This is a genomic window from Pseudoalteromonas sp. 1181_04, from assembly GCF_052850545.1.
Window position 1 is genome coordinate 13,157 of the sequence record NZ_VXCS01000009.1, and the last position, 25,883, is coordinate 39,039.

Annotated in this window: 22 protein-coding genes; 5 read left to right on the plus strand and 17 right to left on the minus strand. The window is 41.0% G+C overall.

What is annotated here, in order from left to right; translation table 11 throughout:
• Positions 1 to 142: 142 nt before the first annotated feature.
• Both ptsP and rppH read right to left on the minus strand, forming a co-directional pair.
• Positions 143 to 2,416, minus strand: a complete 2,274-nt coding sequence (gene ptsP, locus FW757_RS08905; RefSeq protein ID WP_182718031.1) for a phosphoenolpyruvate--protein phosphotransferase — start codon at positions 2,414 to 2,416, stop codon at positions 143 to 145.
• Positions 2,417 to 2,433: 17 nt separating this feature from the next.
• The gene (gene rppH, locus FW757_RS08910) at positions 2,434 to 2,955 is read right to left on the minus strand and encodes an RNA pyrophosphohydrolase (protein ID WP_145240920.1); all 522 of its coding nucleotides are present in this window, start codon (positions 2,953 to 2,955) and stop codon (positions 2,434 to 2,436) included.
• A 427-nt stretch (positions 2,956 to 3,382) separates the two neighbouring features.
• Here rppH and mutH point away from each other — a divergent pair, with 427 nt between their 5' ends.
• Entirely contained in the window at positions 3,383 to 4,054 is a 672-nt protein-coding gene (mutH, locus tag FW757_RS08915) for a DNA mismatch repair endonuclease MutH (protein WP_149981676.1), read from the plus strand.
• 106 nt (positions 4,055 to 4,160) lie between these two features.
• On the opposite strand, the gene eno is transcribed toward mutH, so the two are convergent.
• The 5 genes from eno to rlmD form a co-directional block, all read right to left on the minus strand.
• On the minus strand, positions 4,161 to 5,459 hold the full coding sequence (gene eno / locus FW757_RS08920; RefSeq protein WP_145240917.1) for a phosphopyruvate hydratase: 1,299 nt from the start codon (positions 5,457 to 5,459) through the stop codon (positions 4,161 to 4,163).
• Positions 5,460 to 5,570: 111 nt separating this feature from the next.
• Complete coding sequence (locus FW757_RS08925; protein WP_145240916.1) at positions 5,571 to 7,205, minus strand: CTP synthase; 1,635 nt, start codon at positions 7,203 to 7,205, stop codon at positions 5,571 to 5,573.
• 138 nt (positions 7,206 to 7,343) lie between these two features.
• On the minus strand, positions 7,344 to 8,156 hold the full coding sequence (gene mazG, locus FW757_RS08930; protein ID WP_145240915.1) for a nucleoside triphosphate pyrophosphohydrolase: 813 nt from the start codon (positions 8,154 to 8,156) through the stop codon (positions 7,344 to 7,346).
• A gap of 8 nt (positions 8,157 to 8,164) precedes the next feature.
• Positions 8,165 to 10,321: a GTP diphosphokinase gene (gene relA / locus FW757_RS08935; RefSeq protein WP_145240914.1), complete on the minus strand. Its 2,157-nt coding sequence runs from the start codon at positions 10,319 to 10,321 to the stop codon at positions 8,165 to 8,167.
• Between the two features lie 8 nt (positions 10,322 to 10,329).
• Positions 10,330 to 11,655, minus strand: a complete 1,326-nt coding sequence (gene rlmD / locus FW757_RS08940) for a 23S rRNA (uracil(1939)-C(5))-methyltransferase RlmD (protein WP_182785106.1) — start codon at positions 11,653 to 11,655, stop codon at positions 10,330 to 10,332.
• A gap of 98 nt (positions 11,656 to 11,753) precedes the next feature.
• On the opposite strand from rlmD, the gene barA reads away from it, so the two are divergent.
• The gene (gene barA, locus FW757_RS08945; RefSeq protein WP_149981683.1) at positions 11,754 to 14,519 is read left to right on the plus strand and encodes a two-component sensor histidine kinase BarA; all 2,766 of its coding nucleotides are present in this window, start codon (positions 11,754 to 11,756) and stop codon (positions 14,517 to 14,519) included.
• Here barA and FW757_RS08950 read toward each other — a convergent pair.
• Positions 14,516 to 15,445 (minus strand): hypothetical protein, encoded by a 930-nt coding sequence (locus FW757_RS08950; RefSeq protein ID WP_182718026.1) that lies wholly within the window; start codon positions 15,443 to 15,445, stop codon positions 14,516 to 14,518. The two genes, barA and FW757_RS08950, sit on opposite strands and share 4 nt — an antisense overlap.
• 127 nt (positions 15,446 to 15,572) lie before the next feature.
• Here FW757_RS08950 and FW757_RS08955 point away from each other — a divergent pair, with 127 nt between their 5' ends.
• Positions 15,573 to 16,040, plus strand: a complete 468-nt coding sequence (locus tag FW757_RS08955) for a YcxB family protein (RefSeq protein WP_145240906.1) — start codon at positions 15,573 to 15,575, stop codon at positions 16,038 to 16,040.
• 26 nt (positions 16,041 to 16,066) lie between these two features.
• Here the strand turns inward: FW757_RS08955 and csrA are convergent, their stop codons facing one another.
• The 5 genes from csrA to FW757_RS08980 all read right to left on the minus strand — a co-directional run bounded on the left by csrA (position 16,067) and on the right by FW757_RS08980 (position 21,522).
• Positions 16,067 to 16,258, minus strand: a complete 192-nt coding sequence (gene csrA / locus FW757_RS08960) for a carbon storage regulator CsrA (RefSeq protein ID WP_004587515.1) — start codon at positions 16,256 to 16,258, stop codon at positions 16,067 to 16,069.
• A gap of 689 nt (positions 16,259 to 16,947) precedes the next feature.
• Positions 16,948 to 19,548 carry an alanine--tRNA ligase gene (alaS, locus tag FW757_RS08965; RefSeq protein WP_145240904.1) on the minus strand — a complete coding sequence of 867 codons (2,601 nt, stop codon included), beginning with the start codon at positions 19,546 to 19,548 and terminating at the stop codon, positions 16,948 to 16,950.
• A gap of 19 nt (positions 19,549 to 19,567) precedes the next feature.
• Entirely contained in the window at positions 19,568 to 20,020 is a 453-nt protein-coding gene (locus FW757_RS08970) for a regulatory protein RecX (protein WP_145240947.1), read from the minus strand.
• An 11-nt stretch (positions 20,021 to 20,031) separates the two neighbouring features.
• On the minus strand, positions 20,032 to 20,820 hold the full coding sequence (locus FW757_RS08975; RefSeq protein ID WP_149981689.1) for a BPSS1780 family membrane protein: 789 nt from the start codon (positions 20,818 to 20,820) through the stop codon (positions 20,032 to 20,034).
• 78 nt (positions 20,821 to 20,898) lie between these two features.
• Positions 20,899 to 21,522, minus strand: a complete 624-nt coding sequence (locus FW757_RS08980; protein ID WP_182768045.1) for a GTP cyclohydrolase II — start codon at positions 21,520 to 21,522, stop codon at positions 20,899 to 20,901.
• A 255-nt stretch (positions 21,523 to 21,777) separates the two neighbouring features.
• On the opposite strand from FW757_RS08980, the gene FW757_RS08985 reads away from it, so the two are divergent.
• Positions 21,778 to 22,860 carry an energy transducer TonB gene (locus FW757_RS08985; RefSeq protein WP_145240898.1) on the plus strand — a complete coding sequence of 361 codons (1,083 nt, stop codon included), beginning with the start codon at positions 21,778 to 21,780 and terminating at the stop codon, positions 22,858 to 22,860.
• 74 nt (positions 22,861 to 22,934) lie between these two features.
• Here FW757_RS08985 and FW757_RS08990 read toward each other — a convergent pair whose 3' ends face one another.
• The 4 genes from FW757_RS08990 to FW757_RS09005 form a co-directional block, all read right to left on the minus strand.
• Positions 22,935 to 23,387: a low molecular weight protein-tyrosine-phosphatase gene (locus tag FW757_RS08990; protein WP_145240896.1), complete on the minus strand. Its 453-nt coding sequence runs from the start codon at positions 23,385 to 23,387 to the stop codon at positions 22,935 to 22,937.
• A 72-nt stretch (positions 23,388 to 23,459) separates the two neighbouring features.
• Positions 23,460 to 23,675, minus strand: coding sequence for a TIGR02450 family Trp-rich protein (locus tag FW757_RS08995; RefSeq protein ID WP_145240894.1), 216 nt, complete (start codon positions 23,673 to 23,675; stop codon positions 23,460 to 23,462).
• 306 nt (positions 23,676 to 23,981) lie between these two features.
• Entirely contained in the window at positions 23,982 to 24,500 is a 519-nt protein-coding gene (locus FW757_RS09000) for a hypothetical protein (RefSeq protein ID WP_404676334.1), read from the minus strand.
• Between the two features lie 69 nt (positions 24,501 to 24,569).
• Complete coding sequence (locus FW757_RS09005; RefSeq protein WP_182739897.1) at positions 24,570 to 25,076, minus strand: DUF3087 domain-containing protein; 507 nt, start codon at positions 25,074 to 25,076, stop codon at positions 24,570 to 24,572.
• Between the two features lie 152 nt (positions 25,077 to 25,228).
• On the opposite strand from FW757_RS09005, the gene FW757_RS09010 reads away from it, so the two are divergent.
• The gene (locus FW757_RS09010) at positions 25,229 to 25,867 is read left to right on the plus strand and encodes an energy transducer TonB (protein ID WP_446441126.1); all 639 of its coding nucleotides are present in this window, start codon (positions 25,229 to 25,231) and stop codon (positions 25,865 to 25,867) included.
• The last annotated feature ends 16 nt before the right edge of the window (positions 25,868 to 25,883 follow it).

A 25,883-nucleotide genomic window follows, 5' to 3' on the forward strand; every position in this document is an offset into this window, starting at 1 on the left:
AGCCATTTATAGCGACAGATAAATAGAGTGATAACAAGGCATAAATTTCGACATGTAGTTGTTCTACTTGAGAAATTTATAACGCAGTTAGCGCTTTATTTGGCACGCTAGAATGGTTAAATATTTAAGTCGATTGGTATAACTAAGAAGCCTGATTTGGGGTATAAAATAATTCACCAAGTTGATGCTCAATCATAAAATTACGCGTTAACCTAAGTACTTGTTTTGCAGTAGATTGTGCTAAACACTCCGCCAGTAATGTTTCCATATCGCTGGCTTTTAAACGTCTTAATACCCATTTAACTTTACTTAATGATGAGTAGTTCATACTCAAGCGACGATACCCCATCGCAATCAGCAGTATTGCACCTTCAGGATCGCCACCTAATTCACCACATAAACTAAAGGACATCTCATATTGCTGACACTCTTTCGCAACTTTTTGCAGTACTCTTAATACCGCTGGATGATAGGGATTAAATAAATCAGCAACACGCGCATTCGAACGATCGACGGCAAGTAAGTATTGCGTCAAATCGTTACTACCTACAGAACAAAAATCTACTTTCTTAGACCATTCAGGGAGCATAAATACACTTGAAGGGACTTCTAACATTACGCCAATCTCTGGGCGTTCAATGGCTTGCTCTGGGTATTTTTCTTCCAGTTCAAAATAGGCTTGCTCTAACAATGCTAAAGATTCATCAACCTCTTCGGTACCGCTTATCATTGGCAGCATAATTTTTAAATTACCTAAACCAATGTTTGCTTTAACCATGGCTTTGAGCTGGTCTAAAAAGATCTCTGGGTGGTCCAATGTGACACGAATACCCCGCCAGCCTAAAAATGGGTTTTCTTCTGTAATATCAAAGTAATCAAGTGCTTTATCACCACCAATATCAAGCGTACGCATCACTACAGGTTCTGGATGATAACTGGCTAATACTTCGCGATACCAATTCTCTTGTTCTATTTGTGATGGAAACTGGCCTTTTTGCATAAACCAGGCTTCAGTTCGGTATAAGCCAACGCCATCACAGACTTTGGTGTTAGCTTTTTCAGTATTGAGTTCCAAACCAGCATTGAGCAACAAACTAATATGCTCGCCATCTAATGTCACTGCATCGCATTCTTGCTCAGCCACAAACTTGTCGTTTAATAGACTTTCTTGGTGCTGTAATTGTAAATATTCATCTTGTAGCATTTGCGAAGGCGAAATATATAATCGCCCTGCGTATGCATCTAAAATCATTGGTTTACCATCAAACTGCAATAGCGGTAAATCTTCAATACCCCAAATTGCAGGGATCCCCATAGCACGGGTTAAAATTGACGCATGACTATTTGCCGCACCGTTAACACTTACTACGCCAACTAAATGGCCTTTAGGCACTTCTGCAAGCATGGCTGGGGTTAAAGTATTAGCGATCAGTACTGTATCTTTAGGATAACTTTTTACGGCGTGTTCAGTATTGACGAGATGATGCAGTACGCGCAGGCCGATATCTTTAACATCAACCGCACGCTCTTTGATATAGGGATCCTGCATTGCATTGAATTGCGAGATCAATCGTTCGATCACAATTTTCAATGCACTTTTTGCACACCAGCCTTCTTGCAGTTGTGCTTCAACATTCTGCCCTAAACTTTTTGCATCCAGTAGTTGCTGATACACCTCAAACACTGCCAACGCTTCTTTAGGGATAGAATCGCTAAGAGTCATCGACAAGGTGTTAAATTCTTTGCGGGTTGCAGCAACAGCTTGAGTAAATAAGCGGCGTTGCTCAGTACAGTTATCGTCTTTTTTTAATTCTATCGATTTAAAGTCAAGTTTCGGCAGAATAACAAACGCCTGCCCTATCGCAATTCCTGGCGCGCTAGAAACCCCTTTTAGCACCGAGGTCTGATGAGAAAACTCATCTTGGCGTAGTACTTCTTTGATTTCTGCATGGGCTAATTGCGACGCTAGTTGCGCAGATAACGTAATTAAAAAGGACTCTTCATCTTGACTAAATACACGGGCAATTTTCTGTTGTACAACAATAACGCCCAGCACTTTTTTTTGATGAACTACAGGCACAGACAAAAATGCGTTGAAGCCTTCTTCATTCACTTCAGGAGAGAGTTTAAAACGCGGGTGAGACTTGGCAAAGGCAATATTAATAGGTTCTTCTCGTTGTGCTACTAAGCCAACTAAACCTTCGGTAAAACCGATTCTAAACTTACCCACGGCTGCGGGATTAAGCCCTCTGGTTGCCATTAATACAAAATTATCTTGACTGTAATCAGCAAAATAAATGGAGCAGCACTCAGTTTTCATGGCATCTTTCACCATTTCAACAAAACATGCTAGCGCACTATCCAAACTCGCTTGTTGCGAAACGGACTCTGCAATAGCTCTGAGTGTAGCCAGCATAATACTGCTCCTTTATATTATTTACCTTTATGGCGCCACGTATCTTTGGACTGTTCACGTTTATTAAAAGGCATCGCAAAGGGTGCGAATTCTTTCATAACACGGCGATAAACATCGCGTTTAAACGATACAACTTGCCTTACCGGATACCAATAACTTACCCACCGCCAATCATCAAATTCCGGATGATGTGTTTTTAGTAAGTTGACGTCTTCGTCTTTACAACGCAGTTTCAATAAAAACCATTTTTGCTTTTGCCCAATACACACCGGACTGGAGTCTCGGCGGATCAAACGCTTGGGCAATTTATAACGTAACCAATGTTTTGAACTTGCGACAATTTCTACATCTTCAGGGCGCAAGCCGACTTCTTCGTGTAATTCACGAAACATGGTCTGCTCTGCTGTTTCGCCACTATCAACACCACCTTGAGGAAACTGCCAAGAATGCTGACCATAACGTCTGGCCCAAAAGACCTGTCCCTGATTATTGCAAATTACAATTCCGACATTGGCACGAAAACCTTCGGCATCAATCACCTTAGTGCCTCATTTGTAAGTCGATTTTTAATGATTGTTCCACATTACCTGCAATACGGCAAACAATATTCAGAGTTTTACGCATCTTACTCACAGCTTGTGCATAACTTTAGTTTATACAGCTCATTTTGCAAACAAATCCACAATAACAGATCCAATAACTTGCCTTTTCCACAGTTTCTGTGGATAACATTGTTCATAGTTATGTATTTATCCCAACAAGTTTTCAACACAGCTTAAAGGCTTTACAAATTCAACAGTTAAAAACCATTAAATTCAATACATTAAGCTTAAAGTCAGCAAGTTTCACCTTGTCTAAAAACACAGCGAACTATCACTGGACAAAAAACACCCAAACGCAAAGATATCCACGGTTAAACTCTTTTGCTATCATGAGTAGTGAATTTATACAACCAAATAACTCGCTATGAAACCGATAAAACCACATTCAATCAATGAATTAATGCAACGTGTTAGCAACATTGCAGGACTGACATTAGGCCAATTAGCAAGTCATTATCAGTTTAAAACACCTGAGCATTTATTAAAGGAGAAAGGCTGGACGGGGCAATTGATTGAATATGCATTAGGTGCTACAGCAGGTTCCAAACCTACCCCTGATTTTGAAGAGCTCGGGATTGAACTTAAAACGCTACCAATCTCATATAAAGGCAAACCATTAGAGACCACTTTTGTGTCTGTGACACCGTTATTGAATGTCACAGGTATGACATGGCAGCAAAGTAATGTGCGTAAAAAACTCAATCATGTCTTGTGGCTACCCATACTAGGCGAGCGCGACATTGTGCCATTTGATAGAACCATTGGTAGTGGCTTTTTATGGCAACCCTCAGCAGAGCAAGATGCGCAGTTACAGCGAGACTGGGAAGAACAAATGGAGCTGATAGCACTGGGACGTGTTGATGAGATCTCAGGGCATTTAGGGGATGCGATGCAAATTCGCCCAAAAGCAGCTAATAGCAGAATAGTCACCGATGCCATCGGTCCAAACGGGCAAATTATTAAAACCCTACCCCGAGGTTTTTATTTAAAAACCAGCTTTACAGGGCAGATTTTGAAGCAGCAATTTCAGCTTTAACGCCTAAAAATGCGCGAGATAAACTCGCGCCTACAAGGCACTTAAATAAAAATCCCCGCATTTGCGAGGATTTTTCAAAAGTTTAAATCAGCTTCTTATAAAAGAATTACTGACCTTTAACTTCTTTAAGACCATTAAAAGGTGCTTTAGCGCCTAATTGCTCTTCAATACGTAGCAATTGGTTGTACTTCGCTACACGATCAGAACGGCTCAATGAACCTGTTTTGATTTGACCAGCTGCAGTACCCACTGCTAAATCAGCAATTGTTGAATCTTCAGTTTCGCCTGAGCGATGAGAAATAACAGCAGTGAAACCAGCGTCTTTAGCCATTTTGATTGCAGCTAACGTTTCAGTTAGTGAACCAATTTGGTTAAACTTGATTAAGATTGAGTTAGCAATACCGTTGTCGATACCACGCTTTAAGATCTTAGTGTTTGTCACGAATAAATCGTCACCAACTAATTGGATCTTATCGCCAAGTAGTTTTGTTTGGTGTGCAAAGCCGTCCCAATCAGACTCATCAAGGCCATCTTCGATAGACACGATTGGGTACTGTTCAGTTAGATCTTTTAAGAAGTAGTTAAACTCTTCTGAGGTGAATTTTTTACCTTCGCCTTTAAGGTCGTAGATATTTGCTTCTTTGTCATAAAACTCAGACGCAGCACAATCAAGTGCTAGAGTAATGTCTTTGCCTAACTCGTAGCCTGCATTAGCAACAGCAACTTTAATTGCTGCAAGTGCCGCTTCGTTAGAGGCAAGGTTTGGTGCAAAACCACCTTCATCACCCACTGCGGTTGAATGACCATCAGCTTTAAGTACTTTGGCAAGGCTGTGGAATATTTCTGCACCCATGCGAAGCGCTTCACGGAAGTTGGCAGCGCCAACTGGCTGGATCATGAATTCTTGAATATCAACTGAGTTATCAGCATGCTCACCACCATTGATGATGTTCATCATTGGTAACGGCATAGAATAAACACCTGGTGTACCGTTTAAGTCAGCAATGTGCTCATAAAGCTCTACTTTTTTAGATTGTGCAGCAGCTTTTGCAGTTGCTAATGACACTGCTAAGATTGCATTTGCACCTAATTTTTCTTTATTTTCGGTACCATCTAAATCTAGCATTACTTGGTCAACAGTGCTTTGCTCTAGTGCATTTTGGCCAGCTAAGGCTGTCGCGATTTCATTATTAATAAAACCAACCGCTTTTAATACACCTTTACCTAAGTAACGTGCTTTATCACCATCACGTAATTCTAGTGCTTCGCGAGTACCTGTTGATGCACCTGATGGTGCAGCAGCGCGGCCCCATGAACCGTCAGCTAAATGAACATCAGCTTCTACAGTTGGGTTACCACGCGAATCCATAATTTCGCGACCGATCACTTTTACGATATTTGACATCTTGATTCCTCTTTTCCCAAAATGGTGAGTCTACTCCGACTTTATTAATTTTCCTTAATGCCGTCGACTTTGAAAACAAATAAGCCGTGCATAGTGCACGGCTTATTCATATTACGATGACGCTTTTTGATGAATATGCGCAGCGGCAACAAACCCTTCAAATAGCGGATGACCATCACGCGGTGTTGAGGTGAATTCCGGGTGGAATTGAGCCGCAATAAACCACGGGTGATCTTTATTCTCGATGATTTCAACTAGCTTCTTATCTTCCGATAAACCAGTGAAACTCAAGCCAGCTTTTTCAAGCTGTTCAACAAAATTATTGTTTACTTCGTAACGATGACGATGACGTTCAACAATCTCATCACTACCATATACTTCACGTACTTTTGAGCCTGGTGTTAAATGACATTTTTGTGCGCCTAAACGCATAGTGCCACCTAAATCAGATTTTTCGCTACGTGTTTCAATATTGCCTTCAGCATCTAACCATTCAGTGATCAAACCAACCACAGGGCTTGACGAGTTAGCATTAAACTCGGTTGAGTTTGCATCTAATAAGCCTGCAACATTACGTGCATACTCAATTAGCGCAACTTGCATACCTAAACAGATACCAAGGTAAGGTACTTTATTTTCACGGGCATATTTTGCCGCTAAAATTTTACCTTCAACACCGCGCCCACCAAAACCACCAGGAACTAAAATAGCATCAAGGTTAGCTAGTAACTCAGTACCTTTACTTTCAACATCTTGTGAATCAACATATTGAATGTTTACTGTTAAACGATTTTTAAGACCTGCATGTTTAAGTGCTTCGTTTACAGATTTATAGGCATCAGGTAGTTCAATGTATTTACCAACCATACCGATAGTCACTTCACCCGTTGGGTTTGACTCTTGGTATAACACTTGTTCCCACTCAACTAAATCAGCTTCAGGGCAATCAAGATGGAAGCGACGACATACAAAGTTATCAAGCTCTTGCGATTTTAATAGCGCAGGAATTTTATAAATGCTGTCTACATCAGGTAATGAAATAACCGCTTTTTCTTCAACGTTAGTAAAAAGAGCAATCTTTGCACGTTCGTTATTTGGTAATTTACGATCTGAACGGCAGATAAGAATATCTGGTTGAATACCAATCGAGCGTAACTCTTTAACAGAATGCTGTGTTGGTTTGGTTTTCACTTCACCCGCAGGGCCTAAGAATGGCACTAACGTTAAGTGAATAAACAATGCGCGCTCACGGCCAATCTCTGTGCCAAGCTGACGAATTGCTTCTAAGAATGGTTGTGACTCAATATCACCAACCGTTCCACCAATTTCAACGAGTGCCACATCATGGCCTTCAGCACCGTCATAAACACGTTGCTTAATATCGTTGGTAATATGTGGAATAACCTGAATTGTTGCACCAAGGTACTCACCACGACGCTCACGACGCAGCACATCTTCATATACACGACCTTGTGTGAAGTTGTTACGGCTTGTCATTTTGGTACGGATGAAACGTTCATAGTGACCTAAATCAAGATCGGTTTCAGCGCCGTCTTCGGTGACAAATACTTCACCATGTTGAATTGGGCTCATTGTGCCTGGGTCAACGTTGATATAAGGATCCAGCTTTAAAATGGTAACATTTAAACCACGGGCCTCTAAAATAGCTGCCAACGATGCTGCTGCAATACCTTTACCCAACGAGGAAACAACCCCGCCGGTAACGAAGATAAATTTTGTACTCATGCGAACCCTAGAATATCAGGAATTAAAAGGAAAAATATAGAATCAAGACGGGGCGAAATTATAGCAAAGGCACTGCCATCAATCCAGCGAAAGTTAGTAATTCTCTGCACAAAAAACGCACTCAGCGTTTCGCATTATTTACTGCTGCTTTTTTATCGCATCCCATGCGGCATCCATTTCAGCAAGGGTTGCTGTATCAAGCGATTGCCCACGCTCACATAAATAGGCTTGTACTTTTTCAAATCGCGCTGAAAACTTATCGTTGGCGCTACGTAATAATTGCTCTGGGTCACGTTTAATATGCCGTGCTACATTAACTGTAGCAAACAATAAATCGCCGATTTCTTCTGCGCTGTGTGCTGAAAATGGATCAACGGCTAACGCTTCTTTTACTTCATCAACTTCTTCAGCCACTTTATCTAATGCACCATGATAACTAGGCCAATCAAAGCCTAATCCTGCAACCCGCTGCTGAATTTTTTTGGCTTTACTCAAACTAGGCAGATTTGCAGGTATATCTTGCCATAATGTGTTGCTCTGCGGTTCAGCTTTTGCTGCCCGCTCCTGTGCTTTTATGGTTTGCCACTGCTCACTGAGTTGTTGTTCAGTCAGCCCTTGCTGATCGGCAAATACATGTGGATGGCGACGCACTAACTTATTATTTAGCCCAGCCATTACATCATTAAAATCAAATAACCCTTGCTCTTGTGCCAATTGCGCATAAAAAATCACTTGAAAGAGTAAATCACCCAGTTCATTTTTAAGCTCACCGAAATCACCTTTTTCAATGCAATCGGCTACCTCGTATGCTTCTTCTAAGGTATGCGGTACGATGGATGTAAAGTCTTGCTTTAAATCCCACGGGCAGCCTGTTGCTGGGTCACGTAATTTAGCCATAATGGCTAATAACTCAGTTAATGTATTCGTTGAGGTATTAGTTGTCTGGTTCATTTACATTCCTAGTGACTACGTTTTGCTTCATGCACGCCTTCGATTTGATCTAATTTTGATAGTAATCGATTGGTACTTGATAAATCATGTACTTCCACTTGCATGGTAAACAACGCTAATTGGCGGTCGTCCACGGTTTCCATATTCATATTCAGCACATTAACTTTTTCATTGGCCAGTACCGAACTAATATCACGTATAAGCCCAGCTCTGTCACTTGCTTCAATTTTAATACACAGGGCATAAGAGCCGTTAATTTCGTCTGACCAACTAACCGCAATAACACGCTCAGGATGTTGTGTTCTTAGATTATTAAAAGAATCACAATCAGTCCTATGCACACCTATGCCACGCCCTTGCGTGATATAACCGATTATTGACTCACCAGGAACTGGGCGGCAACATTTAGCCACATGGCTCATTAAACTACCAACCCCATCAACCACGATACCATTTTTATCACCGCTGATTTTAGTCGGGTTCTTAAAGCGGATGACGGGCTCGTCATCAGAGCGATCCGTGATAAAATTCAGCAACTGATTTAAACGCACATCACCGGCGCCAATCGCAACCATTAAGTCATCTAACTCTTTAAAGTTATAGCGAGTAATAGCCGGCTCTAAGTTTTTGTAGGTCAGATCGAGCTTTTGCAATTCATTATCTAGAATTTCTTTACCAGCACTGAGATTTTTATCGCGATCGAGTTGTTTAAACCAGTGGTGTATTTTCGCTCTCGCGCGGGATGATTTAATATATCCCAGTGATGGATTTAACCAATCGCGGCTAGGATTAGGTTGTTTTTGGGTTAAAATTTCAACCTGATCGCCAGTGTGTAATTGATGGGTAAAAGGCACAATTTTGCCAAATACTTTTGCACCAATACAACGATGACCGACATTTGAGTGAATATAATAAGCAAAATCCAATGGTGTTGCGCCCAGCGGTAAATCAAAAATATCGCCTCGAGGGGTGAAAATATACACCCGATCTTCGACCACTTGATTTTTTAGCTCTTCGGCTAAATCGCTGCCATCAACCACCTCTTCTTGCCATTGCAATAATTTACGCAACCAGCTAATTTTTTGCTCATACCCAGAACCACGCCCAGGTAACGCCCCTTCTTTATACATCCAGTGCGCAGCGACTCCGAGCTCAGCATCTTGGTGCATCGCGTGGGTACGAATTTGGATTTCAACCGTTTTGCCTTCTGGGCCAAATACTACGGTATGAATAGATTGATAACCATTTTGTTTAGGGGTGGCAATATAATCATCAAATTCTTTATTTAGATGGCGCCAATTGGTGTGTACGATCCCCAGCGCACCGTAACAATCTTGCAATTCATCCACCACAATACGCATGGCGCGAATATCGAATAACTGGTCAAACTCGTAATTCTTTTGCGCCATTTTTTTGTAAATACTGTAGATATGTTTTGGCCGACCATATACCTCGCCTTTAATACCTGCTTGAGCCAGTTTAGTTTTAACTTGCTCAACCATATCTACCATATAAGCTTCGCGACCTAGGCGCTTATCATCCAATTGCTTGGCAATATTTTTATACACATCAGGGTGCAAATAGCGAAACGATAGATCTTCCAGCTCCCACTTTAATTGCCCAATCCCTAACCGGTTAGCAAGTGGCGCAAAGATATCAGCGGTTTCTTTTGCAGCAATCACCCGCTCTTCTTCGTTGGCGTTTTTAACCTCTCGTAAATGACATACCTGCTCAGCAAGTTTAATAACCACAGCGCGCACATCTTCAACCATCGCCAATAACATACGGCGTATATTATCAACTTGAACGGTGCCAGTACCTTGATGAGCCAAAGTGCTAATAGTAGCCATTTGTGCAACACCCGTTAGCAGAGTTGCCACATGGCTCCCCATCACATCGCTTACTGTATCGATGTCGATTAGATTAGCCAAAAAACTCGGCGTAATATATGCGGTAGCGAGGGTGTCTGCATCGAGATTCATTTCCACCAAAATTTCGACCATTTCCATGGCAATATTTTGTTGCTGATGATTATGCAGTTCAGCGCAAAGGGTATTCGCTTTACTTAATAGTTCGCGCTTTTCTTGCGTTAAGTTAAGTAAACCAAGTCGTGTGCTAAAATCACCCGGTTTGTCGTGTTGGTGTGATTGCCGAGTAGCTACCATAATGCGCTCTACCTCCGTTGAAATAACGCCATCGTTTCGATATGCCCCGTGTGTGGAAACATATTCATTAGCCCTATTTTTTCAAGTGAAAATGCAGCTTGCGTAATAATTGCGCTGTCACGGGCTAAAGTAACAGGGTCGCAAGATACATATAAAATCGTTTTAAATTGCTTCAGAGGCAGTTGCTCTAAAATAGCTAAGGCACCGGTACGTGAAGGGTCCAGTACTAATACATTCAACTCTTTACTAAACCACGGAGCTTGCTGCATTGTTTGTGTTAAATCAAAACAATGAAAATGAGCATTGGCTATATGGTTAGTTTGCGCATTTTGCGCCGCCATTGCAACCGCAGAAGCCACTCCTTCAACACCAATTACGCTTTTTGCGTTATTTGCCAGCGCTAAAGCGAAGTTACCAATCCCACAAAATAGGTCTAGTACCTGTTCGTCCCCTTTTAAACTAAGCCAGTCAACCGCTTGAGAAAGCATAGCTTGATTTACCTGCGCATTGACTTGAATAAAGTTTTCCAGCCCAAAAGTAAATTTTAGTCCAAGCTCAGGTAAGCTATAAAACGGCATAGGTAAATGGCTGTGGTTAATTTGCTGAGTATCTCCTTGCCATATAATTTGCCACTGATGATCAAGCCCCTGCTGCTCAATAGTTGCTTTTAGCTTATCACTGATGCTTTTAGTGTGGCGGATCACCACAAAATTTTGCTCATCTGCTTGGCATAATTGTATATGGCTAACACTGCGAAGTTCGCCATATTGGTTTAATAACTGATCAAAAACAGTAAAAATTGCGGCAAAATCGTCACTCAGTACTGCACACTGCTGCACACTGACAATTTGTTTAGAACCTTGCGCGCGATAACCAACCCGCATTTTTTTTGCGGTTTTATCAAACATCACCGCTAACCGCGCACTGCGACGGTAGTGCGTCGGCTCGCTCAATAACGGGGCTTGCCAGTTCATTGCATCAAGCTTGGCAAACTTTGAAAACAGCTGGCTCACCGCCACTTGCTTTTCAACTAATTGTTGGTCAAGTCGCAAATGCTGTAATTGGCAACCACCACATTGTTGATAATGTTCGCAAAACGGTTTAACCCGTGCTTCACTGGCCTGCTCAACTTTTATCGTTTTAGCCGCGCTATAACGAGCTTTATCTTCGGTTAGTTTGGCCTTAACCGTTTCACCTGTCAGTGCACCGCTAACAAAGCACACTTTATTATTATGCTTGGCAATCCCCCGACCTTGATGATCCATTCCTGAAATGGCTAAAGTTAACGACTGTCCAGAAAGGGTTTTCTTTTTTGCTTGGAAAAACTGCGCCATCGGGCAACACCTTAAATATTGATTCTACGAGGGTGATTGATTACTAGCTTATAAGTATATACTCTTTAACTAACTAATAATGATAACAACGTTCACTTATGACTAAACTTGGTTTGCGCGACTCAGTTTTAACGCTAACACTTATTCCCACAGTGATTATCGGATTACTACTTGGCGGCTATTTTACAATAAATCGTTACATTGAGCTTGATGAAATTTTATATCAGCAAGGTGCGACTATCTCCGAGCCCCTGTCGATTGCCATTGAACAGCCATTATTAGCAAAAAATAAACAGCTACTAAACCGTTTGATCAGCCATGCGCATAATAAACACTCTCCAGCAATTAAAACCATCGCCATTTTTGACGAGCATAATGAACTGGTATTAACCAGTAACTATCACCGTGACTTTGATGATCTACTGCACAGTGAGTACTTGCAAGCAGGAAAAAACACCAAAGTAGTGCCCAGCGACCACTTAATTACATTTTTTACGCCGATCATCAACCACTCAACGCCAGACGCACAGTGGAATAATGCAACGTTTCAAACATCCCTTGGCACTGTGGTTATTCAGCTCAACAAAGACCAAGCGATTATTGGTCAGCAACAGGCATTATTAGTCAGCGGTATTGTAATTATTTTAGCCTTAGTGTTGGCGGCTATTTTAGCCATCAGGCTTAGCCATATGTTTATGACCCCATTAAATAAGTTAGTACTGGCTACCGACAAATTAATCGAAGGGAAAAGAGAAACCGGCCTAACCGCTCCGATGATGGGCGAGTTTGAATTATTACGCCAAGGGCTAAACACCATTTCTGATACTATGGTGATGCAAAAAGATGAAATGCAAAAGCACATCGATCAGGCGACCAGTGACTTGCGCGAGTCGTTAGAATTATACGAAACACAGAATATTCAGCTCAGTATTGCTAAAACCGATGCCCAAGACGCCAACCGCGTAAAATCGGACTTTTTAGCGAAAATGAGTCACGAACTGCGCACACCACTCAATGGTGTAATTGGCTTTACTCGTCAATTACATAAAACACCGCTAAATAAACACCAAAAAGATTACCTCGATACCATCGAACTCTCAGCCAATAGTTTAATGACTATCATCAGCGATATTTTAGATTTTTCGAAGCTTGAAGCAGGCGCCATGGAACTTGAGTCCATTCAATTTCAACTACGTGACACAATAAACGAAGTACTTACGCTACTGGCCCCCAGTGCGCATGAAAAACAATTAGAGCTATCGATTTATATCAACTCACTGGTGCCTGATAACATTACTGGTGATCCGACCCGCTTTAAACAAATTCTGATCAACTTGATTAGTAATGCAATTAAGTTTACTGAAAAAGGCTCAATTAAAATTGATGTTGGCCATCGTTTACTTGATGAAGAACGGACCTCAGTATTAGTGTCGGTAACCGATACAGGCGTTGGCATTCCAATGGATAAACAAGATGCCTTGTTCACTCCTTTTGGCCAAGCTGATTCAAGCATTACCCGTAAATTTGGTGGCACAGGCCTTGGCTTAATTATTACCAAGCACATAGTTGAAACCATGGGTGGCCGCATTACCTTAAACTCAGCACCTGGTAACGGCACCTGCTTTACTTTTAATGGTGTATTTAGGCTTCCAAGCCATATTTATAACAGCGACTTACCAAGTAGATCTCTTGCAAATAAACGTATTTTATACCTAGAACCGCATGAACATACCCATAATGCGGTGCTCTCTTTACTCACCGAGTGGCAAACAAGGGTTACTGCGTGCTTTGACCAAGAAACCTTTTTACAAGAGTTAAACAAAGAGTTTAATTACGATATTTGTATTATTGGTCATGTTGCCGCAGTTGACGAAATGCAACGCTTAAAAAGCTATATCAAAGCAGTCCGTGAATCGACTGACTACCTGTATTTAATGCTTAATTCGGTATCGCATAATATGCGCGAAGCATATATTGGCTGTGGTGCAGATGCGTGTTTAAGTAAACCGCTGAACCACCGCAAGCTCTGTGAAGTGCTTGCAGCACCTTATCGACTCGATCATCCCGTACACAATATTGAAGAAAATGACGAAAAGTTATTACCGCTAAAAGTATTAGTCGTTGATGATAATGATGCCAATTTAAAGTTACTTTGTACTTTATTAGAAGAGCAAATTGAAACTATCGATACCGCTCATAATGGCTCACAAGCCTATAGTTTGAGCAAAAGCCATAAATACGACATTATTTTTATGGATATTCAAATGCCAATTATGGACGGTATTACCGCCTGTAAACTGATCCTAGAATCATCCTTAAACGAAGATACCCCTATTATTGCAGTCACAGCACACGCCTTAGCAGGCGAGAAAGAGCAACTTATTACCGATGGCTTTAAAGGGTATTTAACTAAACCTATTGATGAAGATATGCTGAAACAAATTATCAGTGATCATAGTCCACAATCACCGCTGCGACGAGACAAAAGCCGCAATGAGCTAGTTGCTATTGAGCCTCCTTTTGTAAGCTCTTCACTGGATTGGCCATTAGCACTGCAACGTGCCGGCGGTAAAAACGAACTGGCGCTTGAAATGCTTAATATGTTGTTACTCAGTGTGCCAGAAACCCTGCGACTACTTGAAGAAGCAACCGCCAGCCAAGATTGCGAACATGTGCTAAGTATTATTCATAAATTTCACGGTGCTTGTTGTTACACTGGCGTACCCAAGCTCAAGGCACTCGCTGAAGCACTGGAAACCGCGTTAAAAGGCGATTGTGATTTAAGTTATATTGAGCCTGAGCTTTTTGAGCTGCAAGACGAACTTGAAAACCTGATGACCGATGCCGGCTTAGCCGAACATTAACGGCAGATCCGCTTAAGTGATTTACCACTTTTTAAGCTACTGATCTGCCAAGTTACATCTGTATCTTGTTGCACCAGACTTACTTTGGCAATGTCACTAAACATAAAATCACCGGGTACATTAAGTCGCGTTAAATTTTGTGATAATGGTTGCTGACAATAAGGGCCTGTATCACCGTGGATCACTAATACCGGCTTTTTTACTGTGTTTACAAATTCCGCCAAAGCATCGCGATACACTTTAAAACCATCACACTGTTCTGGCTGAGTTTTACTGCATGCTGGTTGTGCTGTTTGATGGGTGTAAATATCCGCCTGAAAAGCAATCACATAACCTTTGGCTGCTGAGTTTGCTTGCGCTAACCAGTTAAGGTTGTTGCCGTCTCTTGTATCAGCTTGTTGATAAGCAAGTTGTTTATCACTTTTTAGCACCTCTCGACGGCCATTGTGGGTGCCTGCAATATGCAGCGTTATAAACTCTACATCAGCGAACCGCCAACGCGCATTTTCGTGCATGCTAGGCTGTTGCTGAAAATCAACTAAGGTATTGGCTTTTTCAAGGTATTTATCATCAAACATCAAGGTTTTTAAAAATACCAAGCGCTCTAATTCATCATAACGAGGAGTTAAATTTTTGCGGTCGCAATCAGTCCATTCATTGTCACCGGGGGTGTAAATAAATGGCTGCGTAGTTAAAGAGGTAAGTAACTGTTTATGCTTCTCAAGCAACTCATTGGTGCAAGGCTCAGAACCGGATTTCATATCGCCAACATGGATCAAAAAAGCATGCTCAGTCGTTTTTATTTTTTTACCCAAAGCTCCTATTGGCGCTAAATTCATTTCATCAATTGGAGTATATGGCATATCCCCCATCACCAAAAACGCATTACTGGACAGCGCCCAAGTCAAACCAATTAAACTAAACATCACCATCCCCTATCACGCAAATAGATCTTAAGCTCTCATAGTAACAAACAAATGAACAGTTAAAAGAACGGCTTTTTGCGACTAAGCTTGCTAAAATAACCGCACAGTAATCCTGAATTTATTAATCATGTCATTTAGCACCACTTATACATTAGATAAACCCTACTTTTACGAATGTTTTGATGAGTCTCTGCCTTACAGCGCACAAGCAAAGCCGAAATATGTTTTTTTAGTATTATTGGTTAGTTTAGGACTTACAGCTATTTATTGGTTAGAAAAACACTATTTAGGAAATTTCTTGATCATGGCCGCAGTACTTGAATGTGTTGCTTTTTATTATCGCAGGCCTTGGTGGGTAACGCGGCAAATGCTTAGTCGAGCATCAGGCTCTGAGGCAACGTTAACTATTGATGAAAGCGGTTTTAAAAGCGAAAACCCACATAAAAGCTATCAGCTAGCATGGCAAGATATTGATGAAGTAATTTTTACTGTTCGCGGTATTATTTTAAAAAGTCGTCGCGGCATGCAGTACGTTTCAAACAGCGTACTGAGTGATGAGATTATTGAATACATAAAAAAAAGAGCCACTAAATAGTGGCTCTTTCATATCAATTAAATTGATTAAGCATTGCCCGGATTCGGGTTAGACTTTTCAGCTTGAATACGCATGTAAATTTCTTCACGGTGTACCGAAACGTCTTTAGGTGCATTAACACCAATACGTACTTGATTTCCTTTAACACCTAGTACAGTGACAGTTACTTCGTCACCAATCATTAGGGTTTCACCTACTCGACGAGTTAGTATTAGCATTCTCTTGCTCCCGTATTCCAATAAATTAAAAGATTCCGCGTCTGTATATTAAAGAAAATAAGCCTTAATAGTAAGTAAAAACTCTAAATCGATTCATTTTCTGTTAAAAAAACTCTTTATAATGCGCCTATTGCCAATTCTAAGTATGTTTCATCTATTCAAACTAATATTTTAATATCAGATCTTGATACGTGTTTACGTTAATCTATAAAAACAAACTTACTACACTAGGATATGATTTCATAGTCACTGCCTCAATGGCGACTTTAGTAACTGAGCAACCAACAGAAATTTCTTTACTGTTAATATAATGGTGGCTGTCATTTAATACTTCAAGTAGTTACTAAAATCTTTTCTGTGCACTATAACGGTAGTCGATATAAGCATAGCCTATTTTTTCAAAGTTATGATTAATCTTAACTATTTGGACGCAGTTATCGAGAAAAAGTTTCAATAAAAATTAGTTTTATCATCGCTGTGGAGAGTTTATGGGGATAGTTCCGAGTTTTTTCGTAATTAAGGTAAATCCAGTGGCAATAAAAAATGCGGTAGTGTGTATTTAGTAAGGTATGCCGTTTTAGCTATAAATTTAGGACGTGGCTTAGCTGTTAAAGCAGATTTAGAGTAAACACCTTAAGAGACTCAATTGAGCCTCCTAAAGTGTTAAATCAACTTTACGTACTGAGCTATTAAGTACGCTCAGTTAACCAAGCGGTTACGCTATCAAGTGCTGCAGTTAAGTTTTGCGGCTCAGAGCCACCAGCTTGCGCCATATCAGGACGACCGCCGCCTTTACCACCAACTTGTGATGCCATGTGATTTACCAGCTCACCGGCTTTCACTTTGCCAGTTAAGTCTTTAGTCACACCAGCAATTAAGCTTACTTTGTCGCCATCAGCAACACCAAGTGCAATAACACCTGAGCCAATCTTGTTTTTAAGGTCATCAACCATGCCGCGTAAGGCTTTTGATTCAGTGCCTTCAACGTTTGCCACAAGTAATTTAACACCGTTAATTTCAACAATTGAATCAATTAATGATGCACCCGCAGCACTGGCTAGCTTGTCGCTTAGCTGTGCTATTTGCTTTTCAAGCCCTTTCGACTTTTCAAGCAAGGCAGTTACTTTTTCAAGTACTGATGCGCTGTCGCCTTTAACAAGAGCCGCTACGTCGTTTAGGTGTTGCTCTTGCTCACTTACATAAGCAATTGCATCAGCACCTGTTACCGCTTCAATACGGCGCACACCGGCAGCAATACCGCTCTCAGAAACTATTTTGAATAAACCGATATCACCAGCACGATTTACGTGAGTACCACCACACAGTTCTATAGAGTAATCACCAATAGTCACTACGCGAACTTCATCATCGTACTTCTCACCAAATAACGCCATTGCGCCTTTTTCTTTGGCGGCATCGATTGCCATCAGCTCAGTATTTAGTGCAAAGTTACGACGGATCTCGTCATTCACAACTCGCTCAATTTCACGTAGTTCAGCTTTCGTGACTGCTTCAAAATGCGAGAAGTCAAAACGTAAACGTTCAGGGTCTACGAGCGAACCTTTTTGCGACACATGATCGCCCAATAACTGACGTAGTGCTTCATGTAAAATATGCGTCGCTGTATGATTCTTTTTAACACGATCACGGCGCTTATCATCAATGTTAGCGTCAACTTTATCATTCACACCAATACGCCCCATCACTGTTCCGTGATGCGCGAATGCATTACCAAGTTTAGTAGTATTAGTTACTGTAAACTCACCGCCAGCTACCGTTAATGTGCCGGTGTCGCCAACTTGGCCACCAGATTCAGCGTAAAACGGTGTGCGATCTAGTACCACAATGCCTTGTTGGCCATCTTCAAGTACTGATACAGCTTCACCTTGCGCGAACATTTCAATCACAGTGCCACTATAGTGCGTTGCGTCATAGCCTTTAAAGTCAGTGTGTTTGTCAGACTTTAATTGCTGGTTATAGTCAGCACCAAATTTACCAGCTTGTTGTGCAGTTTTACGCTGTACAGCCATGCACTCTTGGAAGCCTTGCTCATCAATCGTCATAAAGCGCTCACGCGCTACATCTGCGGTTAAATCGGCAGGGAAACCATAGGTGTCATATAATTTGAATACCAATTCACCTGGGATCACATCGCCAGTTAAATCAGTCAGGCTTTCTTCTAAAATAGCTAAACCACGCTCAAGAGTTTTGCCAAACTGCTCTTCTTCAATACGCAGTACTTTTTCGATGATTTCTTGCTGTTTTGCAAGCTCTGGATACGCTTGACCCATTTGTTCGATTAGCGCAGCAACTAACTTATAGAAGAACGAACCTTGTGCGCCAAGCTTGTTACCATGGCGAACTGCACGACGAATGATACGGCGCAGTACATAACCACGGCCTTCGTTTGATGGCATAACCCCATCAGAAATTAAAAACGCACATGAACGAATATGATCCGCCACTACGCGCAGTGATTTATCATCCATATCTTGTGCATTGGTAACTTCTGCAGCAGCTTTAATTAAGCCTTGGAATAAATCGATTTCATAGTTTGAATGCACGCCTTGTAAAATTGCAGCAATGCGCTCAAGACCCATACCTGTATCAACAGACTGCTTAGGAAGCGGCTCCATCGTACCGTCGCTTTGACGGTTATACTGCATAAATACCAGGTTCCAAATTTCAATGAAACGGTCGCCATCTTCTTCAGGTGAGCCTGGAGGTCCGCCCCAAATCTGTTCGCCATGATCATAAAAAATTTCAGAACATGGACCACACGGGCCAGTATCACCCATTGACCAGAAATTATCTGAAGTAGCAATACGAATAATGCGATCTTCAGGCAAACCAATTTCGTTAGCCCAATAACCAAATGCTTCTTCATCATCATGGTAGATAGTAACGAGCAGTTTTTCTTTCGGCAGTTTTACAACGTCAGTCAAAAACTCCCACGCAAACTTAATCGCGTCTTGCTTAAAGTAATCACCAAAGCTGAAGTTACCTAACATTTCGAAAAATGTATGGTGGCGTGCTGTGTAGCCTACATTTTCTAAATCATTATGCTTACCACCGGCACGCACACAACGTTGTGAGCTAGTTGCGCGGTTATAAGGGCGGCTTTCGGCGCCTAAAAATACATCTTTAAATTGCACCATGCCGGCGTTATTAAATAATAACGTCGCATCGTTACCCGGAATAAGCGAGCTTGATGGAACAATTTGGTGTTGTTTAGAGGCAAAAAAATCTAAAAACTGTTGCCTGATCTGTGCGGTAGTCATGTGCTGCATGTGAACGTCTCACCCATTTTTACTGTGCTTGCATTGCAAAATCTATTTGTTCGTAACTGAACCCTCGATACATTAAGTAGCGCACGCGCTTAGCTTTTTCTTTGTGATCGAAGTCGTTCTGTGAATTTGAATACTTCTTTAAATACGCATCCTGCGCTAACCCAAACCAATCAATTTCGAATGATTCAATCACACTTTCTAACAGTGCTCGGTCAATCCTTTTGCCCATGGCTTCGCTTTGAATACGTTTTAAGCCATGTTTTTTAGCAATGTGGCGACGTACAAAACCTTCAACATAACGCTGCTCATTTATAAAATTGTGCTCTTCACACCAATCTAATAAAGCTTCGATAAATTCAGGCGTCGCCTCTTTTTGCTGTAATTTTTGGGTTAACTCTCGACGCGAATATTCTTGGCGCCCGAGTAACCAAAGTACATAATTTTTTAACTTCTTTTGTAATGCTTCATCCATTTCTTCAGCCATTATGCGTCAAAACGACCGCTTTGATCATTATGCTGCGGCGCAACAGGCTCTGCCTCTGCAGGCGGTACGATCGGCATAAAAATAGCTTGATAAGAAACAAAAAAGCTAATGTAGCAAATTGGCATTAAAACCAACAGCGGCAAGAATGATAAAAACATTGAAAGCATCATCAAGCCTGCAGTAATTGCCCCATATACACTCAATGGTGCCATGTTGTGGTAAAACACCATAAGTGAGCTTTTTAGCACCTCAAAAATACGTTTTTGTTGATTAAAATAAACCAACGGCACTGCATAAGAAAAAGCCGTTAAATACACCGATAACGCAATTAAAAACAGCGCCAAATTTGCCATCGAGATGCTATCAATTACTTGCTGCAAGGCAATGTTAGGATCGACATTCGGATTACTCATAATCTCAACAGCTTCAGCAAATAAGCCAGCAGCTAACAAGGCCATTAGCACACCTGCCGCCATTTGATAAAGCGCTAAACGAAGCAGCCCCATGCGATTACCCTTGGCGGTAAACGGCTTTAGGATATCGGCCAACATAATTTTGCCGCCTTGCTGTTTGGTGATCACCGCTTGATAAAACCCCGCAGTTAAAAATGGCGTGGCAATGGCTGCTATAATTTGTAAAAAAGGTAAAAATAGCGATAGTAAACCAATAATACCTATAAATAAGTGCATAAAAATAAAGGTAAAAGGCTGAGTTTTAAAAATAAGCCAGCCTGCTTTAAACCATTTCAGCCCTGCATCGGCCTTAAATACTCGTAATTCAATTGACATACTTGCTCTTAAATTAACAACAAAACACGCCGAGTATAACTCGGCGTTGGATGGGATTACATAGACGACAGCTTAAAATTACGGTTTTTTAATCTTCTTTATATCTAACATATGCGCACCATGCTTAATTTTCGTCTCTAGGTATGCTTTATTGCCCGCTAAACCAGCTTTAATGTGTGCATGCGTGCCAACCACTGATTCAACTTCAATACCTGCATCTTTCAAGGCATTAAGCTTTTTAGGATTATTGGTCATCAGCTTTACGTGAGCCAACCCCATCGCTTCTAGCATTAATACCGCGTCAGAAAAGTCACGTAAGTCATCAGCAAAGCCCAAATGATTATTTGCTTCATAGGTATTCATACCTTGTGATTGCAATACATAGGCGTCAATTTTATTGTATAAACCAATACCACGCCCTTCTTGGCGTAAATAAAGTAAAATACCACCTTGTTGATGCATCATTTCAATACATTCGTTGAGTTGTTCACCACAATCACACCGTGATGAATGAAATACATCACCGGTTAAACATTCAGAATGCATACGAATAAGCGGCACAGACTGCTCGCTATCAGCACTATTAAACACCAAAGCAACATGCTCTTGGCCATCTTTTAAATCGCTAAATGACACGATTTCTGCGGGTATATCACTGTTTTTGCCAACATTTAGCTGGACTCTAGCTCTTACTTGCGCCACGACAAATCCAAAATTAAAAAGTAATGCGATAATGCAAACGTGATAATATCACAAAAATAAACTGCATTGAAAATAATACAACACCGCAATGAGTAATAACTATATTGAGGCAGTTACTCGCAATTCAAGCATTGCCCTGCGCTAAATCGACAATTCCACCCCACCAAAAACAAAATTCTTACCCGATACTCTAAATCAATGACATAGTTGTACCTATTTGGTGTAATTTAATTAAACATAATAATAAGGAACATTATGAAAGCCTCCTCTTTACTACTTTGTCTTGCCATCGCCTATTCTGGTTATAGCCACGCCGATGAATCTATACATAGTCAATTTAAAATAGTTTACCAGCAATACCTTGATGCACAGCAACAAGGTAAAGGCGCAGAAGATAAAGCTGAACAAGCCTATTTGCTAGGTAAGCAAATCTATGGAGATAAATCAGATAACACTGCAAATTTAGCCATAAACTATGCTAATGAGCTTCATCAATACCCTGCAGAAAACAAACAAAAACGTTTTACCTTGTTTGAGCAGGCTTACACTATTTTAGCGGCTAATCATCCAGCAAGTAGCATTGAACTCATCGATGCATTGCTTGGTATGGCAACCAATACTGATTCGGTAAATAGAGCCGACGCCCTATACAAACAAGTTATTGAAATCGCTGCAGTCCAAAAAGTCCCAAAATTAGTAGCAGATATGAAACTGGCTGCTGCACAAGGATTAGCGTATGGCTTCCAAGGGAAGAAATACAACCAAGCCAAACGTTACCTACTTGAGGCAGACGAGTTTTACAGCCAAAACTTACCTGAGAACTCAGTAGAGCGGATCAAAGCTGACTTTTTAGTTGCCGCTTTTGCAGAAGGTAAAAGACAATATTCTAAAGCGATTGAGCGTTTAAATCGAGTTGTAAGTGTATTTGATGATGCGCTTAGCTTCGATCATGAAACAGAGCTTAGTGCTCACTCTAAATTAGTTCACCTTTATGAAAAAACAGGTAAAAGTGACGAAGCGACCAAACATTGTTTAGCTATAGCTAAAATGGTGCCGTGGCAAGAAAACCAGCAACAAACCCCACTTTATCGTCAAGAACCTAACTACCCAGATAGTAAAGCAAGGTTTAGGCAAGATGGTTCAGTGCAAATGGAATTTGACGTTAACACCGCTGGCTTTGTAAAAAATATCACTATCATTAAATCTGAAGGTGGTGAAGCATTTGAACAAGAAGCCATTAAAGCAATGGAAAAGTGGCGTTATGCCCCTAAGTTTGAAGACGGAAAAGCAGTGGTTGCAAAAGCTCAAGTGCAGCTAGACTTTAAAATTGGCAGGTAAATACACGTAATTACTAATAACATCAGTGTTTGTAATACTGTTTATAAACACGTTTTAAGCCCAGCATGACTGGGCTATTTTTGTAAGGTATCGAGTATTTTGTCACTGGCATCCTCGATTAAATCAAGTACCTGTTCAAAACCATTTTCGCCACCATAATAAGGGTCGGGGATCTCATCAACGCAGGTTCCATAAGCTAAAAATAACGACAGCTTATACTGCAAATGCGCCGGACAAAGTGCAGTTAGATCAGCTAAATTGGCTTTATCTGCGGCGAGGATCAAATCAAAGTACTCAAAGTCATGAGCGTTGACTTGTCGTGACCGTATCCCCTCAAAGCTATAGCCACGTTTAAGTGCCGCCGCTTGCGAGCGTTTATCGGGAGGATTACCAATGTGGTAGCCTGCGGTACCCGCTGAGTCAATTTCAAACTGTGATCCACGCTGTAATGCTTTAGCCTTTAACACCGCCTCCGCAGTCGGTGAGCGGCAAATATTACCTAAACAAACGATCAGTATTTTTTTCATGATTAAATTTCATCCACTAGCATCAACATGCATTCATAAGATACCAATAAAATTAAAACCTGCATACCAAGGTTACTTCCAACCTTGTAACCAGCGCTGTTGGTCTTTTAAATCATGCCAATTTATTTCCATCGAACGCTTTGACATCACCGCTTCAATAACACAGCTGATAACAACGCCCTCTTCATCAAACTCCATTTCCGTAATCATAAAATGCTTTTCTTTATTGACGGGTGAAACGGCCGTCCATTTACTGTTTAATAGTTTTCTGTGGTTAATTTTATTCATATGATTCCTATCTAACATCATTAAACATTGATCATCGTGATACGTAAACACCACCCACTGCGTTTACATTTAACTGAATGAAATGTGATTTTACAGCTAACTAATCACAGCTGCATAGAGGTATAAGTCTGGCTCGACCATCAAGTGGGTTGTCTATTTTCAGGTAGTATTTACCAAGCAGGGTTGGAATTTGCGGTGCTAGTAAGAGGAATTAAATAACCAGTTACATCAGATGACTCACTATGTATTACAAGGTAGAGGTAGGCTTTAATTTATCACTAAAGCCTATATAAGCTAATGCAATTATTAAAATTCGTAACTAATACTCACGCCACCATCAGCGCGTTTTTCATTACTGTTGCTGCCTTCACCGTAGCCTAATTCAAAACGAACGCGCCAACCGCCTTCATTTAAACCACTAAAAAGGTAACTATAACTCACGCCTACACCGTTGGTCGTTTCTGTATCAAACATACCTGACAGCGCACAGCCAAAAATATTACCAAATGCCTCACCAATGTCTTTATCATCAGTATCCGGACACTCACGACCATCATCTTGTGCACCAATGGCGCCAACAACTAAGCCTAAAGCATGCTTTTTATCGCTCGTTAGCGCATGTTCAAACCCGACAGAAAAACCATCATCTAAGCCTATTTTATAGTTAGCATACCAGCGCTGTGTACCTTGTGCTGCTGATAATGATACCTCTGGTATAACAAAGTAAGGGTAGCCGCCACCGATTGAAAAATTAACATCGTTTGCATTAGATGAAAAAGTACAAATCGTTAGCAAAGCACCTAGGCAAAGCTTGTTTAATGTCATTAAAGTTCCTTTTAAGTTTTTTATTATAAAGCGAACGCTACTTTACACATTTTAGAAACAAAAAGGCAACTAAAATTGCTTCAAAATAACATCATCATAATCATCAACGTTTAACGTCACATTAAACTTAGCCGCCACACTGTCAAGCTCAGCTTGCTTAATAGCTAATTCATCCATGGTGATAGTGTTATCGTCTAGTTGCCATAATAACCGCGAGCCAGCATAACTATAATGAATTGCTAACAATGCTTGAGGATTTCCCTCTCGCCCCGCCGCTTTTAATTTTGCCATTTTTCGGGTGATTTTATTCAATGCTTGTTTGAGATCCCACACATACACCACTTCGGTCATATATTCATGTGTGCGGTATTTATTCAGCGCCCAGCCAATTGTTAGGCTAGTAATAACTACACCTATTAAATTCCAATGAAAATGACTGCCACTTTCATCAGGGAATAACGCGATTAGTAGTTGTGAGATTGCTAAACTGCCAATAGCCAACGCCAAGCCGCAGCCGATAATAACGCGGTTTAAATGCTTACGATAACGAGCTTTATCAATTTGAATAAGTTGCATAACTGCCTAATAAAATAAAAACCAAAATTCACAGCCGCCATTGTAACCAATGCCCATAAGCAAACACGAAACTTTTTAAAAATATTTCACCCCTTTTTAATCTAGCGCACGTTTTAGTGATGAATACGACTTAACTTATCGAGGATTTGCTTATGCAAACAGTAGCTTTACCACACACTAATCATGCTTTAAAAACATCAACGGCCATTGTTGGCGGTGCAGCCATGACCTTTGCGGCATTTGCATTTATGCAGTATTTAATAAGCGGCGAGCAACGCGCGCCAAGCTTCAATGGTGAAAATTTTGTTGTGGAGATATTTCAAGTACCGGAAGATTCTAAAGTGCAGCACAAACAAACTCTGCCGCCGCCACCTAAAATGCAAACGCCGCCTAAAGTGCCGCCGCGTACACCGCCAAGTACTGATACTAATATAGTAACAACCGCAATAACGCCAGATATAAGTATTGATAAAATAGGTGGCGATATAAAAGCTAACTTACAGCGACCAACCGGTGATGCGACCCCCATAGTACGTATAAATCCTAAATACCCGCCCATTGCCGCACGAGAAGGCATTGAAGGCTGGGTACAATTAAGCTTTAATGTATCTCAAACTGGTGAAGTAATAGATGCACAAGTAACAAACGCAGAACCAAAACGCATTTTCGACCGTGAAGCACTACGGGCAATAAAACGCTGGAAATACCGCCCAAAAGTGATTGATGGCGTAGCACAAATGCAAACGGGGCAAAGTGTACAACTTGATTTTAAGTTAGACCAAACGCAATAAAAGCTCATTAACGGAT

What these genes read in the sequence shown, in the direction of transcription:
- rlmD (WP_182785106.1), bottom strand. Translation starts at nt 11,655, where the DNA reads ATGGCGCAGTTTTTCCAAGCAAAAAAGAAAACCCTTTCTGGACAGTCG.
- barA (WP_149981683.1), top strand. Translation starts at nt 11,754, where the DNA reads ATGACTAAACTTGGTTTGCGCGACTCAGTTTTAACGCTAACACTTATT.
- FW757_RS08975 (WP_149981689.1), bottom strand. Translation starts at nt 20,820, where the DNA reads ATGTCAATTGAATTACGAGTATTTAAGGCCGATGCAGGGCTGAAATGG.
- mazG (WP_145240915.1), bottom strand. Translation starts at nt 8,156, where the DNA reads ATGAACCAGACAACTAATACCTCAACGAATACATTAACTGAGTTATTA.
- FW757_RS08985 (WP_145240898.1), top strand. Translation starts at nt 21,778, where the DNA reads ATGAAAGCCTCCTCTTTACTACTTTGTCTTGCCATCGCCTATTCTGGT.
- mutH (WP_149981676.1), top strand. Translation starts at nt 3,383, where the DNA reads ATGAAACCGATAAAACCACATTCAATCAATGAATTAATGCAACGTGTT.
- FW757_RS08950 (WP_182718026.1), bottom strand. Translation starts at nt 15,445, where the DNA reads ATGTTTAGTTTAATTGGTTTGACTTGGGCGCTGTCCAGTAATGCGTTT.
- FW757_RS08990 (WP_145240896.1), bottom strand. Translation starts at nt 23,387, where the DNA reads ATGAAAAAAATACTGATCGTTTGTTTAGGTAATATTTGCCGCTCACCG.
- alaS (WP_145240904.1), bottom strand. Translation starts at nt 19,548, where the DNA reads ATGCAGCACATGACTACCGCACAGATCAGGCAACAGTTTTTAGATTTT.
- FW757_RS08955 (WP_145240906.1), top strand. Translation starts at nt 15,573, where the DNA reads ATGTCATTTAGCACCACTTATACATTAGATAAACCCTACTTTTACGAA.
- FW757_RS08970 (WP_145240947.1), bottom strand. Translation starts at nt 20,020, where the DNA reads ATGGATGAAGCATTACAAAAGAAGTTAAAAAATTATGTACTTTGGTTA.
- FW757_RS08995 (WP_145240894.1), bottom strand. Translation starts at nt 23,675, where the DNA reads ATGAATAAAATTAACCACAGAAAACTATTAAACAGTAAATGGACGGCC.
- ptsP (WP_182718031.1), bottom strand. Translation starts at nt 2,416, where the DNA reads ATGCTGGCTACACTCAGAGCTATTGCAGAGTCCGTTTCGCAACAAGCG.
- FW757_RS09010 (WP_446441126.1), top strand. Translation starts at nt 25,229, where the DNA reads ATGCAAACAGTAGCTTTACCACACACTAATCATGCTTTAAAAACATCA.
- FW757_RS09000 (WP_404676334.1), bottom strand. Translation starts at nt 24,500, where the DNA reads ATGACATTAAACAAGCTTTGCCTAGGTGCTTTGCTAACGATTTGTACT.
- FW757_RS09005 (WP_182739897.1), bottom strand. Translation starts at nt 25,076, where the DNA reads ATGCAACTTATTCAAATTGATAAAGCTCGTTATCGTAAGCATTTAAAC.
- relA (WP_145240914.1), bottom strand. Translation starts at nt 10,321, where the DNA reads ATGGTAGCTACTCGGCAATCACACCAACACGACAAACCGGGTGATTTT.
- csrA (WP_004587515.1), bottom strand. Translation starts at nt 16,258, where the DNA reads ATGCTAATACTAACTCGTCGAGTAGGTGAAACCCTAATGATTGGTGAC.
- eno (WP_145240917.1), bottom strand. Translation starts at nt 5,459, where the DNA reads ATGTCAAATATCGTAAAAGTGATCGGTCGCGAAATTATGGATTCGCGT.
- FW757_RS08925 (WP_145240916.1), bottom strand. Translation starts at nt 7,205, where the DNA reads ATGAGTACAAAATTTATCTTCGTTACCGGCGGGGTTGTTTCCTCGTTG.